16 protein-coding genes are annotated in these 14,896 nt (G+C 59.9%); 9 read left to right on the top strand and 7 right to left on the bottom strand.

All coding sequences use genetic code 11. The annotated features are described in order from the left end of the window. Positions 1 to 36: 36 nt before the first annotated feature. The 4 genes from lexA to AEYBE204_RS34865 all read right to left on the bottom strand — a co-directional run bounded on the left by lexA (position 37) and on the right by AEYBE204_RS34865 (position 3,245). Positions 37 to 735 (bottom strand): transcriptional repressor LexA, encoded by a 699-nt coding sequence (gene lexA, locus AEYBE204_RS34880; protein WP_023463266.1) that lies wholly within the window; start codon positions 733 to 735, stop codon positions 37 to 39. A gap of 111 nt (positions 736 to 846) precedes the next feature. Further along, positions 847 to 1,641: an indole-3-glycerol phosphate synthase TrpC gene (gene trpC / locus AEYBE204_RS34875; protein ID WP_023463265.1), complete on the bottom strand. Its 795-nt coding sequence runs from the start codon at positions 1,639 to 1,641 to the stop codon at positions 847 to 849. Positions 1,642 to 1,645: 4 nt separating this feature from the next. After that, a complete protein-coding gene (gene trpD, locus AEYBE204_RS34870) occupies positions 1,646 to 2,659 on the bottom strand; it encodes an anthranilate phosphoribosyltransferase (protein WP_023463264.1) in 1,014 nt (337 codons plus the stop codon). Continuing rightward, positions 2,652 to 3,245: an aminodeoxychorismate/anthranilate synthase component II gene (locus AEYBE204_RS34865; RefSeq protein WP_023463263.1), complete on the bottom strand. Its 594-nt coding sequence runs from the start codon at positions 3,243 to 3,245 to the stop codon at positions 2,652 to 2,654. The genes trpD and AEYBE204_RS34865 overlap by 8 nt, the downstream gene beginning before the upstream one ends. Positions 3,246 to 3,409: 164 nt before the next feature. On the opposite strand from AEYBE204_RS34865, the gene AEYBE204_RS34860 reads away from it, so the two are divergent. Next, a complete protein-coding gene (locus AEYBE204_RS34860; RefSeq protein WP_155908453.1) occupies positions 3,410 to 3,736 on the top strand; it encodes a hypothetical protein in 327 nt (108 codons plus the stop codon). 29 nt (positions 3,737 to 3,765) lie between these two features. Here AEYBE204_RS34860 and trpE read toward each other — a convergent pair whose 3' ends face one another. Continuing rightward, positions 3,766 to 5,289 carry an anthranilate synthase component I gene (gene trpE, locus AEYBE204_RS34855; RefSeq protein WP_023463261.1) on the bottom strand — a complete coding sequence of 508 codons (1,524 nt, stop codon included), beginning with the start codon at positions 5,287 to 5,289 and terminating at the stop codon, positions 3,766 to 3,768. Further along, positions 5,289 to 7,208 carry a peptidylprolyl isomerase gene (locus tag AEYBE204_RS34850; RefSeq protein WP_031231185.1) on the bottom strand — a complete coding sequence of 640 codons (1,920 nt, stop codon included), beginning with the start codon at positions 7,206 to 7,208 and terminating at the stop codon, positions 5,289 to 5,291. The genes trpE and AEYBE204_RS34850 overlap by 1 nt, the downstream gene beginning before the upstream one ends. Before the next feature lie 207 nt (positions 7,209 to 7,415). Here AEYBE204_RS34850 and tpiA point away from each other — a divergent pair, with 207 nt between their 5' ends. The 5 genes from tpiA to AEYBE204_RS34825 all read left to right on the top strand — a co-directional run bounded on the left by tpiA (position 7,416) and on the right by AEYBE204_RS34825 (position 11,631). Continuing rightward, a complete protein-coding gene (gene tpiA / locus AEYBE204_RS34845; protein ID WP_031231184.1) occupies positions 7,416 to 8,165 on the top strand; it encodes a triose-phosphate isomerase in 750 nt (249 codons plus the stop codon). A 132-nt stretch (positions 8,166 to 8,297) separates the two neighbouring features. Then, positions 8,298 to 8,819, top strand: coding sequence for a preprotein translocase subunit SecG (gene secG, locus AEYBE204_RS34840; protein ID WP_023463258.1), 522 nt, complete (start codon positions 8,298 to 8,300; stop codon positions 8,817 to 8,819). 145 nt (positions 8,820 to 8,964) lie between these two features. After that, the gene (locus AEYBE204_RS34835) at positions 8,965 to 10,599 is read left to right on the top strand and encodes a CTP synthase (protein ID WP_031231181.1); all 1,635 of its coding nucleotides are present in this window, start codon (positions 8,965 to 8,967) and stop codon (positions 10,597 to 10,599) included. A gap of 140 nt (positions 10,600 to 10,739) precedes the next feature. Then, entirely contained in the window at positions 10,740 to 11,123 is a 384-nt protein-coding gene (locus tag AEYBE204_RS34830) for a hypothetical protein (RefSeq protein ID WP_023463256.1), read from the top strand. Positions 11,124 to 11,250: 127 nt separating this feature from the next. Further along, positions 11,251 to 11,631 carry a RidA family protein gene (locus AEYBE204_RS34825; RefSeq protein WP_023463255.1) on the top strand — a complete coding sequence of 127 codons (381 nt, stop codon included), beginning with the start codon at positions 11,251 to 11,253 and terminating at the stop codon, positions 11,629 to 11,631. A gap of 39 nt (positions 11,632 to 11,670) precedes the next feature. On the opposite strand, the gene AEYBE204_RS34820 is transcribed toward AEYBE204_RS34825, so the two are convergent. Further along, complete coding sequence (locus AEYBE204_RS34820; RefSeq protein ID WP_023463254.1) at positions 11,671 to 12,273, bottom strand: YMGG-like glycine zipper-containing protein; 603 nt, start codon at positions 12,271 to 12,273, stop codon at positions 11,671 to 11,673. Between the two features lie 300 nt (positions 12,274 to 12,573). Between AEYBE204_RS34820 and rpmF the strand changes: the two genes are divergently transcribed. The 3 genes from rpmF to AEYBE204_RS34805 all read left to right on the top strand — a co-directional run bounded on the left by rpmF (position 12,574) and on the right by AEYBE204_RS34805 (position 14,704). Then, positions 12,574 to 12,756, top strand: a complete 183-nt coding sequence (gene rpmF, locus AEYBE204_RS34815) for a 50S ribosomal protein L32 (protein ID WP_023463253.1) — start codon at positions 12,574 to 12,576, stop codon at positions 12,754 to 12,756. 161 nt (positions 12,757 to 12,917) lie between these two features. Further along, positions 12,918 to 14,195: a phosphopyruvate hydratase gene (gene eno, locus AEYBE204_RS34810; RefSeq protein WP_023463252.1), complete on the top strand. Its 1,278-nt coding sequence runs from the start codon at positions 12,918 to 12,920 to the stop codon at positions 14,193 to 14,195. Positions 14,196 to 14,389: 194 nt separating this feature from the next. After that, a complete protein-coding gene (locus AEYBE204_RS34805; protein ID WP_031231177.1) occupies positions 14,390 to 14,704 on the top strand; it encodes a septum formation initiator family protein in 315 nt (104 codons plus the stop codon). The last annotated feature ends 192 nt before the right edge of the window (positions 14,705 to 14,896 follow it).

Raw genomic sequence — 14,896 nt, 5'->3', positions numbered from 1 at the left:
AGATATGGGGCCAAATTCATCAGCCGCAAGACGGGTTTAGTGATACCGGCGCATCAGACCAACCAGCTTGCCCTGAACGGCGACTTCATCGTTGTTGTAGATGCGTGTTTTATAGGCAGGGTTGGCAGCTTCGAGCGCGATGGACGCACCCTTCTTGCGCAGACGTTTCAGGGTGGCGGTGTCGCCATCAACCAGTGCGACGACGATTTCGCCGGATTGCGCCGAGTCGGATTTCTTGATGATGACGTAGTCGCCGTCGAGGATGCCGGCATTGATCATAGAGTCGCCTTCGACTTCGAGCAGGTAATGTTCGCCCGAACCGACAAAAATATCCGGCACGCGAATGCGGTCGCGTTCCTGCCCCATGGCTTCGATCGGTACACCGGCGGCGATCTTGCCCAGCAGGGGCAGTTCGCGCCCGTCTTCCTGAATGACTTTAGATGCAGGGGCGGGCTTGGTGCCTTCGACCACCTGCGGCACGAAGGCCTGACGACCCTTGGGCGGGGCAGCGGTCGTTGCCTGATCCGGCAGCTTTATCACCTCAAGGGCACGGGCACGGTGCGCCAGACGGCGGATAAACCCCCGCTCTTCCAGCGCCGTAATGAGACGGTGAATCCCCGACTTGGAGGCCAGATCGAGCGCCTCCTTCATCTCATCGAAGGAGGGCGACACGCCGCTTTCCTTGATGCGTTCGTGTATGAACATCAGAAGTTCGCGTTGCTTGGTCGTCAGCATAGGTCCACCCGCTGCAATGAATTCATCCCCATTGATCGTTCTACTTAGCGACAAAATGGTGAACAAGTCATGAACTTGCAATTGATGTTCTGTATGCGTTCTTGGTTCTTGTCAAGCGATAGCGAGCAAATTTTTCGCTGCTATGGTTACATCGCCTTGCCGCATAAGGCTTTCGCCGACCAGCATGGCGGTGGCGCCGGTTTTTTCCAGCCGCGCGACGTCGTCAACGGTGAAAATACCGCTTTCGGCGACCAGAACATGCTCCGGGCCCACCATCTGCGACAGGTCTTCGGTTGTCTTCAGATCGACGTCGAAAGTCCTGAGATTCCGGTTGTTTATCCCGATCAGCGGGGATGACAGTTTAAGCGCGCGCTCCATTTCCGGCGCGTCGTGGACCTCGACCAGCGCATCCATGCCGTAATAGTGCGCCGAGGCGATCAGGTCGGCGGCCAGCGCGTCGTCGATCATGGCCATGATGACCAGAATCGCATCGGCCCCAAGGCTGCGCGATTCGGCGACCTGCCACGGATCGACGAGGAATTCCTTACGGATGCAGGGCAGGGAGACCGCCGCACGGGCGGCCTTGAAGTGCGATTCGTGGCCCATGAAGCTGGGGTTATCGGTCAGGATCGACAGGCATGATGCGCCGCCCGATTCGTATGCCGCCGCCAGATGCGCCGGATCGAAGTCTTCGCGAATCAATCCCTTGGAGGGACTGGCCTTCTTGACCTCGGCGATCAGAGACAGGCTGCCGGGTTTTTTGTTGGCGACCAGCGCTTTTTGAAAGCCGCGCGGCGCACCGGCCTCGGCGATCAGGGCTTCGAGGTCGGTCAGGGTCGTCTGCGGACGGCGCTGAGCCACTTCCTCGCGCTTATAGGCGGCGATAGTTTCGAGAATATCGGTCATGGCGTCAGCTATTCGTAATAATGCACAGTTGGTTGAGCGCGGCCAAAGCCTTACCCGAATCGAGGCTTTGGGCGGCCAGATCGATGCCGTCACGCAGGGTTTCTACCGCATCGCCGACAAGGAACGCCGCAGCGGTATTGAGCAGAACGATGTCGCGGTAGGGGCCTTTTTCGCCTTCGAGCAAACGACGCAAGGCGGCGGCATTGTGTTCGGGCGCGCCGCCGGTGATATCGGCGAGTGCCGCGCGCGGCAGGCCCACGGCCTCAGGCGTGATGGTGAACAGGCGCAGCGTCCCGTCCTTCCATTCCGCGACCTCGGTCTCACCGGTCGTCGTCAACTCATCGAGCCCGGAACCATGTACGACCCAGGCGCGTTTGGCGTCGAGTTGCCCCAAGGCTTTCGCAATCGGCTCGATAAAGCGCGGCGAGGGGACGCCGACGACCTGACGGCGCGCGCCGGCGGGGTTGGTCAGCGGGCCTAACAGATTGAAAATAGTGCGGAAACCGAGTTGCTGCCGGATTGGAGAAACGTGTTTCATCGCCCCATGATGCGACACGGCGAACAGGAAGCAGATACCGGCTTCGTCCAAAGCTTTACGCTGCTGATCCGGCGTGGCGTCGATATTGACACCCAGCGCGGCCAGCACGTCGGCGGTGCCCGATTTCGAGGTGATGGCGCGGTTACCGTGCTTGGCGACCTTGAGCCCGCCGCCCGCCGCGACAAACCCCACGGCGGTCGAGATATTCAGCGTATGCAGCCCGTCGCCGCCGGTGCCGCAGACATCAACCGTGTCATAGGGATGGTCGAGCTTTTTGGCGGCGGCGCGCATGGCGCGGGCGCAGGCGGCGATTTCCCCAACGGTTTCCCCACGCAGTCGGATGGCGGTCACGGCAGCCGCAACCTGAGCCGGGGTGGGTTCGCCGCGCAGACAGGCCGAGAAGAAGATTTCGGCGTCTTCGTCGGACAGGGTTTGTCCGTCGGCGAGCTTCGACAAAAGCGGTTTGAAAGCGTCAGACATAGACGTGTTGGCTCTCAATGCCCGCCAGTTCGAGGAAGTTGGCGAGGATCTGATGACCACCTTCGGTGGCGATCGATTCGGGGTGGAATTGCACGCCGTGGATCGGGCGCGTCTTGTGTTGGACGCCCATGATCTCGCCATCGTCGGTCCATGCGGTAACCATCAGATCGTCGGGCAGGGTCTCGCGCTTGATGGCCAGCGAGTGGTAACGCGTAGCGGTGAAAGGGTTCGGCAAATCCTTGAACAGGCCGATATCGGCGTGGTGGATCTGGCTGGTCTTGCCGTGCATCAGGGTCTTGGCGCGGATGACGTCGCCGCCATAGGCCTGACCGATGGCCTGATGGCCGAGGCAGACGCCGAAAATGGGCAAATCGTCCGGAGCGGCGCGCAGCAGCGGCAGGCAGATACCGGCCTGATCGGGGGCGCACGGACCGGGCGACAGCAGGACCGCCTTGGGCTTGAGGGCCAGCGCGTCCTGCACGCTCAAAGCATCGTTGCGATAGACCTTCGTCTCCGCGCCGAGTTCGGCGAGATAGTGGACGAGGTTATAGGTAAAGCTGTCGTAATTATCGATGACGAGGATCATGGCCCGCTCCCGGCTTATGGTTTGGATATAGGGCTAAGGCGCGTAAAAACCAACCGAAAACACCGAGATCATAAAGCGTTAACCATAATCACAGCATGATTTATCGATTATATCCTCGCGCGGACGTTGTTCGCTGCGATTCGTCTGTTTCCGGAATGTCGATCATGACCGCTGAAGTTCAAAACCCGCTCGATCAGGCGCTGGCGCTACTGGAAAAGCCGGCCAAACCCGCGCCGTCGGTTCGCAAAGCTTTTTGGGCGTCGGTCGCTTTGGCGTCGGCAAGTTTATGGCTAGCGGCGGCGATGGTCGTCGGCCCGGTGTTCGAGGCCGACAAGCCCGTGGCCGAGGCACGCCCGTTTGTGACCCAAACGGTGAAATCCGGCACGGAAGGGGGTTTCGAACTTTCGGCTTCGCCCCTGCCTGCCAAAGGCGAAAAGACCGCTATCGCCGAGGCCGTGCCACTTACGGATGAGCAGATCGCAGCACATTAAAAAAGGGCACCGCCGGGTGCCCTTTTTGCTTAGTTGCGCTGCTTATAACGCCACGCTTCGGAGGCGGCCTTGATCAGGGCCGAGGCCTTGTGGACCGTCTCGTTATATTCGCTGATCGGCACGCTGTCGGCGACGACACCGGCGCCCGCCTGCACATAGATAGTTTCGTCCTTGAACAGGGCCGTTCGCAGGACGATGCAGATATCCACCGCACCCGACCCCGAAATATAGCCGACGCCGCCGGCGTAACCCAGGCCGCGCTTTACCGATTCGAGTTCGTCGATGATTTCCATCGCCCGGACCTTGGGCGCGCCCGAAAGTGTTCCGGCGGGCAGGGCCGCCAGCAGCGCATCGACCGGATCGAGGTCGTCCGGTGCATCGCCTTCGACGTTCGAGACGATGTGCATGACGTGGCTGTAGCGCTCGATATAGAACTTTTCGGTGACGCGGACACTGGCCGGTTTGGCGACACGACCGACATCATTACGGCCCAGATCGAGCAGCATCAGGTGTTCGGACAGTTCCTTCGGATCGGCCAGCAATTCGTCTTCGAGCGCCTTATCCTCGGCAGGCGTCGCGCCGCGCGGGCGCGTCCCGGCGATCGGACGGATGGTCAGCTTGCCGTCGCGAACCCGAACCAGAATTTCCGGCGACGACCCGGCGAGCTGGAAATTGCCGAAATCGAGATAGAACAGGTAAGGCGACGGGTTCTGACGGCGCAACGACCGATAAAAGGCGAACGGGTCGAGATCGAACGGCGCTTCGAAACGGTGCGACGGCACGACCTGAAAGATATCGCCTGCCGCGATATATTCCTTGGCCTTTTCGACCATTTGACCGTAGTCCGCTGCCGAGGTCGGCGAGACGAGTGCCGGTTGATGGCGTTCGACGGCGATCGGCTTGGGCGGCAAAGGCAGACGCAGGTCTTCCTCGACGCGATCGAGGCGCGACAGGGCGGCAGTATAGGCGGTTTGCGCGTTGACGCCCGTGTCCGGCCACACCGTCGTAGTCAGCAGGATTTCATGCTTTACATTATCGAAGACGCAGATGACCGAGGGCCGCACAACGACCGCGTCGGGCAGGTTCAGCGGATCGGGATTGGCCTCGCCCAGCGGTTCCGACAGGCGGATCAGGTCGTAACCGAACACGCCGAACAGGCCCGACGCCATCGGCGGCAGATCGGCGGGAATATCCAGACGGTTGGCGTTCGACAAGGCGCGCAGCGAATCGAGGCTGGCGGCGTCCTCGGCGACATAAAGGCCCTTGGCGATGGCCGCCTCACCGCGGGCGATTTCCGCGCGGTTGCCGAAGCAGCGCCACACGACGTCCGGACGCAGGGTCAGGATCGAATAACGCCCGGCCAGTGCCCCGCCTTCGACCGATTCGAACAGAAAGGCGTAGGGCCGCTGACGCGCCAGTTTCAGATAGGCTGAAACCGGCGTTTCCAGATCGTCGGTCAGACGGCGCGAAATGATGGTCGGCTGTCCGGCGTCGTAGCGGGCAGCAAAACCGCTTTCACTGTAGCCGCTGGCGGCGACGTCAGGCGCGCTCATCATTGCGTAGCCTTGCCAGCTTCGGCGGCCTTGGCGACCTCCTTCGGATCGAGACCCAGCGCCTTGACGGCAGTATCCGGGTAGGTCTTGGTCTTGAGCAGGGTACGGGCGCCCTTGCGTGTACCGTTATTGATGTCCTCGAACAGGCCGTAGGTCAGGCCCTGAGCGGTCATGACGGCGGCTTGATTGACGGTCGTGGCGTCACCCGAATGGATGGCGGTCACCTTGCCGACGACGATGGCCTGCTGGCTGCGCGACTGGAACACTTCACCGGCCTTGGACCCAAAGACGCGACCGGCGATTTCCTGACCGACGGCCTGGGCCGCCGATTGGCGTTGCAGACCGGGCATGGTTTCGACCTTGGCCTTCATCGACGCGGCAACCGCCTCGATGCTTTCGCCCTTGCGCAGGCGGGCCACGGCTTCGTCACCCTTGGCGACGACTCGGTCCATCACGGTTTTCGCCTTCCAGGCCTGGATAAGGTCGGGCTTCACCTTGTCGAGCGCCGGGACTTCCGACGGGATGATCTCATTGACGCGAATGGCGTAGTATTCGCCGTTGCCGAGTTCGGTGACCTCCGTCTCGCCGCCCTTGGGCTGATCGAAGGCGGTCTTGAGGATTTGCGGGAACTGCGCGAAGGACTGACCGTTGATCATCTGCCCTTGCGCCGTCATCGGCGGCAGCTGGATGATCTTGACGCCCAGCTTTTGCGCGGCGGCCACGAAATCGGCACCGGCAGCGCGTTCCTTTTCAAATTCTTCCGAAGCCTTGTAGGCCAGATCCTTGGCCTTATCGGTCTTGTAATCGACTTCGAGGGTCGGACGCACCGACTCATAGCCCGGCACCGAACCGGCGGTGATGCGCGACACCTTGACGACGGCCAGACCAAGGTCGCCCTGAATGACGCCGGATGTCTCGCCTTCCTTGAGGGCGAAGGCAGCGTCGGCGACCTTGCGGTCCGGCACGGCGGTCTTCGGTTTGTTGTCGAAGGTCAGCAGCGTGCCCTTGTGCGCCTTGGCCAGAAGCGCCGGATCGGCGCCGCTGTTGAGGCCGGTGATGACGTTCTGCGCTTCTTTCTGGTCCGGCACGGTAATCTGCACGAAAGCGCGGACCTCCGGTGTCGACAGGGTGTCGCGGCGGAATTCGTAAAGCTTCTTCAGTTCGGCTTCGTCGACCACGACCTTCGAGGCGAAATCGCCCGGCGCGAAGGAAGCAAGGACGAATTGACGCAGTTCCGGACGGCGCAGCTTTTCCTTGTTGTCGTTATAGAACTTGGTCAGATCGGCGTCAGACGGATCGCTGGGCATTTCGACGCTGTCCGGCGTCAGGACCAGGAAGGTCGCGTCGCGGCTTTCGAGACGGAAGGCGCTTTGCATGGCGGCGTAGATACGCGGGGGCTTGAGGCCGGCGACGGCGGATTCGACGAACTGGCGCTGAGCCATCTCATCCGAGATATATTGCTGGAACTGCCCTTCGCTCATTTTCATGCGCTGGGCCAGTTCTTCCTGATACTTGGCCTTGTCGAACTTGCCGGTAATCGAATCGAAGAAGATCGGGAACTTGGAAATCTGGTCGCTCACCACCTTGATCGAAGGCCTGACGCCGACCTTGATCAGCCACCCCGCCAGCGATTCCTGATTGGCCAGTTCTTCCAGCATCTGCACGTGGATGCCGTGCGACACAGCTTCTTCATAGGTGACGGGCTGGCTGTACTGCTGTTCCTGCTGGGTCTTCCAGTCGTCGAAGCGGCGACGATATTCGCTGGTCGTCATCTTGCGATCGCCCGCGACGATGACGTCGTTCGTCGAAGCGGCGGTAAATACATCCTTCATGCCGAAAACGGCGAAACTCAGGATCAGCGCCACCATCAGAACCTTGAAGACGATGGATTTGGTGAAGTCTCGGAAACTGCTGATCATGAAGAAACGACCTTGGAAAAGGAAAGGGTGCCCCGCCGCAACCCCATTCAGGGTCATCAAGGCGCGCCACATATAATTGAGCAACTAGGGCCGGATCAAGGCTGTTACAATAGGAATCTATTTGTTTACGGGTTTTTTCTTGGCGCAGCGCGTCCCGTTGGTTACAGATAAAATCATTCGATATAAAAACAAACCCTAAGACATTTAATGCCACATAATATACCGCTTATTGCCGGCAACTGGAAAATGCATGGCCTGGCTCAGGCTGTGCCGGAAGCCCTGTCCATCGATGCCGCCGCGCGTAAATCCAACGCCCGTATCGCCCTGTTCCCGCCCGCGACCTTGCTCGACCGCCTGTCTCAGGCCCTGATTGAGGCGGGCAGCCCCATCATCACCGGCGGTCAGGATTGTCATTGCGAAGCTGACGGTGCCTTTACCGGCGACATCTCCGCCGAAATGCTGAAAGACGCCGGGGCGGGCATGGTCATTCTTGGCCACTCCGAACGCCGCCACGGTCACCATGAACCCTGCGCGCTGGTCGCCAAAAAGGTCATCGGCGCGCTCCGCGTCGGGCTTGAGCCGGTCATCTGCATCGGCGAAACGCTCGAAGAGCGTCTGGCCGGCGAAACCCACGCCGTTCTGAATCGTCAACTGGGGGCCAGTCTGCCCGAAGAGTTGACGGGTCAGGTGTTCCATGTCGCCTATGAGCCCGTCTGGGCCATCGGTACCGGCCATATTCCGACCGATGAACAGGTTGTGGATGCGATGGTCCTCGTCAAATCCTATCTGGAAGACCGGTTCCACGGTCAGGTCACACCGCACGTGCTTTACGGCGGTTCGGTCAAGCCGGACAATGCCGCGCACCTTTTGACACTCGATGGCGTGGGCGGGCTTCTGGTCGGCGGGGCGTCGCTCAAGGCTGTGGATTTCAACCGGATTATCACGGCTGCGGGTTAATCCGTATTCGAATCCTTGAAATGGCTATGGCAAAAGCCCATTCTTGATGCTAAGGGCGTGCGCTTACGCCATTCCTCCGCGTTTCCGGGCCACCGGGAACCGGCGCGCGACACCTATCAAAGTCCGGAAGTTATGCTGTTTGTCATCCTGCTGACCGTCCAAATCATTATCGGAATCGCCCTCGTGGGCCTGATCCTCGTCCAGCGCTCCGAAGGCGGCGCGCTCGGCATGGGCGGCGGCGGCGGTGGCGGCTTCATGTCGGCGCGTGGGGCGGGCAATTTCCTGACGCGCGCGACCTCGATTCTGGCGGTGCTGTTTTTCGCCAACTGCATCGGCCTGACGATCGTCAGCAATCTCGATCGCGCCGGTACGTCGGTCGTCGATCAGGTCGGTGCCGACAATTTGAAACTGGACGAATCGGCAGCGTCGGCCCAGGCCGCCGCCGCGCAGCAACAGCAGGGGGCTTCGTCGTCGAGCGCCTCGGTCGCCCCGTCGCTGACCGACCTGCCGGCACCGACGACCGCCGCGCCGTCGCTCGGCAATCTCGGCACCTCGTCCTCCTCTGTCGCGTCTTCGTCTGTGGCCAAGCCCGCCGCTAAGCCGGCACCCAAATCGGCCAGCGCCTCGGCCTCTTCGGAAGCCGCGTCGCAGTAAGCGAACCGGACTGTAAAACTTAAAACCAAAGGACGGCTCACAGACTCATTTGTGGGCCGCTCTTTTTGAATGTATAGCTAGACGACCCGCGTTCGCGGCGTCCGGAAGGTAAGGCTTTTTCGACATGCCCACGGTGAACAAGGATATGGCGCGCTTTGTATTTATTACGGGGGGCGTGGTGTCCTCGCTGGGCAAGGGCCTCGCCTCGGCAGCCCTGGGCGCTTTGCTTCAGGCGCGCGGCTACAAGGTCCGCCTGCGCAAGCTCGATCCCTATCTGAACGTCGATCCGGGCACGATGAGCCCCTATCAGCACGGCGAGGTCTTCGTCACCGACGACGGTGCCGAAACCGATCTCGATCTCGGCCACTATGAACGCTTCACGGCGGTCAATGCACGCAAGTCGGACAACATCACCACCGGCCGCATCTATTCCAACATCATCGAAAAAGAGCGTCGCGGCGACTATCTGGGTGCCACCGTTCAAGTGATTCCGCACGTCACCGACCAGATCAAGAGCTTCGTCCTGTCGGATCAGGGCGACGCCGACTTCATCCTGGTCGAAATCGGCGGCACGGTCGGCGATATCGAAGGCCTGCCGTTCTTCGAGGCGATTCGCCAGCTGGGGCAGGAACTGCCCCGCCGCCAAGTCTGCTTTATTCACCTGACGCTGCTGCCGTTCGTCAAGACGGCGGGCGAGATGAAGACCAAGCCCACCCAGCATTCGGTCAAGGAGTTGCGTTCGATCGGCATCCAGCCCGACATCCTGCTGTGCCGGTCCGAATACGAAATCCCGCGCGAGGAACGCCGAAAGATCGGTCTGTTCTGTAATGTCCGCGAATCGGCGGTCATTCAGGCGCTCGATTCGGAAAACATCTACGCCGTGCCGATCGATTACCATAAGGAAGGCCTTGACACCGAGGTGCTCAGCGTCTTCGGTATCGACGACGCGCCGGAGCCGGAACTGGCCCTGTGGGAAGACATTACGGGCCGCTATTCGCGTCCAGACGGCGAAGTGTCTATCGCCGTCGTCGGCAAATATACCGTGTTGAAAGATGCCTATAAGTCGTTGATCGAAGCCATTTATCATGGCGGCATGGCCAATCGCGTCAAGGTCAGTATCGATTGGGTCGAGGCCGAAACCTTCGAGGACGAACCCGACACCGTGCGTCAGCGCCTTGAGAACGTCCACGCCATTCTCGTGCCCGGCGGCTTTGGTGAACGCGGCGCGGAAGGCAAGATCGCGGCGGCGAAATTTGCTCGCGAAAACGCCATTCCCTATTTCGGCATCTGTTTCGGGATGCAGATGGCCGTGGTCGAGGCCGCACGCCATCAGGCGGGAATCACCAAGGCGACGTCGTCGGAGTTCGGGGAAGGCGGCGAGCATATCGTCGGCCTGATGACCGAGTGGCTGAACGGTAATGAACTGAACCAGCGCGCGGCAGGCGGAAACTTGGGCGGCACCATGCGTCTGGGGGCGTTCAACGCCGCGCTGACGCCGGGGTCGAAAGTGGCCGGAATCTATGGCGAAACGGCTATTTCCGAGCGCCACCGTCACCGCTACGAAGTCAACCGCGACTATATCCCGCAACTGGAAGCCTGCGGCCTGAAATTCTCGGGTATGTCGCCTGACGGCCTGCTGCCGGAAATCGTCGAACGCGACGACCATCCGTGGTTCGTCGGCGTGCAGTATCACCCGGAATACAAGTCCCGTCCGATGCAGCCGCACCCGTTGTTCAAGAGCTTCATCGCCGCCGCATTGGAACGCAGCCGTCTGGTGTAATGAATTGCTGCGTTGCAGCGTAATTCTCACATATTGTTGCAGTGCAAACTTTTGACTTGCCCCACTCGCCTCAAAAGCTAAAATGATAGCGCTGTCATAACGAGGGCAGCGCTCTTTCAACAACTATGTGAGTGTGTGATATGACCAAGATGAAACTGATCGGCGCCGTGGCTGTCATCGCCAGCGCCCTGACCGCCGGCTCGGCTCTGGCGGAATGTACCGATGCGCAAACCGTCGCCATCGGCAAGTCGGCGGCCAAACTGGCTGCCGCCGAAGCTTCCAAGGATGCCAGCATCCAGAAGGATCGCCTGGTAAAGGTCTATGATTGCGAGGCCGAAGGGACCAGCGCCAGCGCCGAGTTCGCCTACGCCTATGTCAGCAACAACGTCCTCAAGACGGTCTATGGCCGTATTGAAACCACGGACGGCAAGGTCAGCACTTTTGAAATGGAAAAGTTCTCGACCGTCGCGACGCGCGAAGACACCTACGAAGAAACCCAATACGGTTCGTTCTCCATCAACTAACGCGTAAACGTCAGGGGAGCGGCGATGTCGTTTCCCTGATGCTCCCGCCTTCGAAAAGCGTTGATTTTCAAAGACGGGAAAGGCATAGGCAGCGCATTCTTTTTGTCCTTACAAAGGTCTGCGATCCATGCGTCAACTCATCTCCTCCGGCTCTCCGTTCGAGCCCGAAATCGGCTTTTCGCGCGCCGTGCGCGTCGGCAACCGCATCGAAGTGTCGGGCACGGCCCCGATTCGCGATGGCAAGGTCGCCGGAACCGACGCCTATACCCAGACCCGCGCCGCGCTGGAAATCATCATCGCCGCAGTAGAGCAGGCGGGTGGCAAGGCTTCCGACATCATCCGTACCCGTATTTTCCTGACCGACATGTCGCTGTGGAAGGACGCCGCCCGCGCTCACGGCGAACTGTTCGGCGAGATTCGTCCGGCATCGAGCTTCTTAGGCACCTCGGCCCTGATCAATCCGGAATGGCTGGTCGAAATCGAAGCTTCTGCTCAGATTGAAGAATAAAGAAAAAGCCCCGGAGGCAGCTCCGGGGCTTTGCTCTATTTAATGCCGATCGCGATAGTCACGGCGATCATCTCGACGATCACGCCGGTCGTCGTAGCGCCCGTCATACCGGTCGCGCCGGTCGTCGCGGCGATCATAACGGTCGTCCCGGCGATCATTGCGCGGATCGTATTGTTGATAACGGACATTACCGCGATAATAGTAGGACGGCGGGGCCGGGTAGTAGCGCTGACCATAATAGCGGTCGCGATAGACGCTATAGCTGCCGTAGCTGGGGCGGCTGGAATAATAGACGACCGAATAGCCGCTCGGCGGGGGCGGCGGATCGTAATAACCGCTGTTTTCATAGGAATAGTAACGGTCTTCGTAGCAGCTGACGCTGGAGCTGCCGACCGCGCTGCCTAAAACGGCCCCCAGTGCTGCACCGGCGATGGTGTTTCCACCACGGTCGTAGCGGTGCGAGCTGGAATTGCCGATGGCCGCGCCTGCGATGGCGCCGACCACCATGCCGGTCGTGGTGGCGTTCGATTTGCGCTGATAGCAATAGCCGTCATAGCCTTGCGCCGAAGCCAGAGACGGTACGGCCAGCGCGGCGGCAAAACCGGCTCCGATCAGGAATTTGGTAAAAGACAACGTTTTCATGGAAATACCCTGTAGGCCCGTCACGGGATGATCCCGTAATGGGAAGCACTTAGCGTCCATTAACGCTTTTCAACCTGAACAGTGTCTGAATGGATTGGGGCTGAATTGCGTCGCTAAAATAAGACCTGTATAAAGCGGGCTAACTTTATTGGCGAAAAGCTTATGAAAGCCCTTGATCCGTACGCGGTCTTGAGGCATAAGGCGCGCCTTCTGATCGGGTTCTGCCCGTTCATCCCCTGTTATACGCTTGAAGGCTTGGGTTAAAGCTTATCGAGCCTCACTTGTAAAAGAGAGACGGAAATGGCCGTACCTAAGCGCAAAGTATCCCCCTCGCGTCGCAACATGCGTCGCTCGCACCACGCGCTCGGCGCGAACTCCTACGTGGAAGACAAGGACACCGGCGAGCTGCGCCGTCCGCACCACGTTGACCTGAAGACCGGCATCTACAAGGGCCGTCAGGTTCTGACGCCGAAGAAAGACTAAGGTTTCCTTAGACCGAACACACGGAAACGCGGCTTCTGCAAAGAGGCCGCGTTTTTGTTTGGACATTCAGGTGATTCGTTTACGGGTAACGCGCTTGCGTGAGGGAGTGCGGCTTGCTAAGGCAAAACAGCCTTTTTCCCAAGCTAACCAGGAAGCGCCCCATGTCCGAAATTATCGATATCGTCGCCCGTGAAATCCTCGATTCGCGCGGTAACCCGACCGTCGAGGTCGATGTGACCCTCGAAGACGGCGCGTTCGGTCGCGCCGCCGTGCCGTCGGGCGCTTCCACCGGCGCGCACGAAGCCGTCGAAAAGCGCGATGGCGACAAGTCGCGCTATCTGGGCAAGGGCGTCCGTCAGGCCGTCGACGCCGTCAACGGCGAAATCTTCGAAGCCCTCAACGGTTTCGACGCCCGCGACCAGCGCCGCATCGACCAGACCCTGATCAATCTCGACGGCACGGAGAACAAGGGCCGTCTCGGCGCCAACGCCATCCTCGGCGTGTCGCTGGCCGTTGCCAAGGCGGCCGCCGCTTCGGTCGGCCTGCCGCTCTATAAGTATGTCGGCGGCCTGTCGTCGCGCGTTCTGCCGGTGCCGCTGATGAACATCATCAATGGCGGTGCCCACGCCGACAACCCCATCGACATTCAGGAATTCATGATCGTCCCGGCGGGTGCCGAGTCCTTCTCCGAAGCTTTGCGCATGGGCGCGGAAATCTTCCATTCGCTCAAGGCCGCCCTGAAGGCTGCTGGTCACAACACCAATGTCGGCGACGAGGGCGGCTTCGCACCGAATCTGTCGTCCGCCGAGGTGGCCCTGCAATTCATCGTCGATGCCGGTGCCGCCGCGGGCTACAAGGCCGGTGAAGACTTCTGGTTGGCGCTCGACGTCGCCTCGACCGAGTTCTTCAAGGACGAGAAGTACCATCTGGAAGGCGAGGGCAAGACCCTGACGCCCGCCGAAATGGTCGACTACCTCGCCGACCTCGCCGACAAGTTTCCGATCTGCTCGATCGAGGACGGCATGTCGGAAGACGATTTCGAAGGCTGGGCGCTGCTGACCGAGCGTCTGGGCGACCGTCTGCAACTGGTCGGCGACGACCTGTTCGTGACGAACCCGGACCGTCTGGAAACCGGTATCGTCGAAGGCCTGGCCAACTCGATCCTCGTCAAGGTCAACCAGATCGGCACCTTGAGCGAGACGATGGACGCCGTCGATATGGCCCATCGCGCGGGTTATACCTCGGTCATGTCGCACCGTTCGGGGGAAACCGAGGACTCGATCATCGCCGACCTGTCGGTGGCGCTGAACTGCGGTCAGATCAAGACCGGCTCGCTGGCCCGTTCGGACCGGCTGGCCAAGTACAACCAGCTCCTGCGTATCGAATCGCAACTCGACGACGAAGCGGTCTATGCCGGTCTGTCGGTGATCCGCAGCTAAGTCTGGAACGCTGTTCCCGCATAGTGGAACGGTTTTTACACAAATGCTAAAAAGAGCGGCACAGGCCTCCTGTGCCGCTCTCGTTTTATGATAAATTCTTTCTGTACAAGTGACATATCCGGTAACAGTTTGTTAAACCCGTAAGGGCAAAATTGCGTCTGAAAAGTGTTTCCCGTCCAGAAAGGGCGCAAGACGTGATACAGAAATTGAGGCCGTATTTGCCTACCGCGATCATCGCTATATTTCTCACCTATTGCAGCGTTCAGTATTTGACGGGCGACAAAGGTTTCTTTTCGCAGGAAACGCGTCAGGTCGAGCTGGCGGAAAAGCAGGCGCAGCTGCAAAAGCTGTCGGCAGAGCGCAAAGATCTTGAAGCGCGCGCCCGTTATTTGCGCACGGACAACCTGTCCAAGGAATTACTTGAAGAACGCGCTCGTGTTCTTTTGGGCCTCAATGCGCCCAACGAATACGTCATCCGCGATCAAAATCCCTCATCACATAATTCGTGAGCCCCAAAGGGGACTTTACGTAAGCACGCGCTTCTCCTAAGAGGGATGCCGACACGCGCGTGTCGTTGTGCTTAACCCGTTGCATTTTCCCGTCTTTGACGTAAGCGGCAATTATGCGGTCGGGTCAAAAACACAGATTTCAAGCGCGTATTTAAGGCGAGCGGTCTCTTATTCGGACCGGACTTTTTGATT

This window comes from Asticcacaulis sp. YBE204 (assembly GCF_000495855.1).
In the GTDB taxonomy this organism is placed as follows: Bacteria; Pseudomonadota; Alphaproteobacteria; order Caulobacterales; family Caulobacteraceae; genus Asticcacaulis.
Note: the sequence above shows the minus strand (reverse complement) of the source record. Positions and strands in the feature narration are given on the sequence as shown.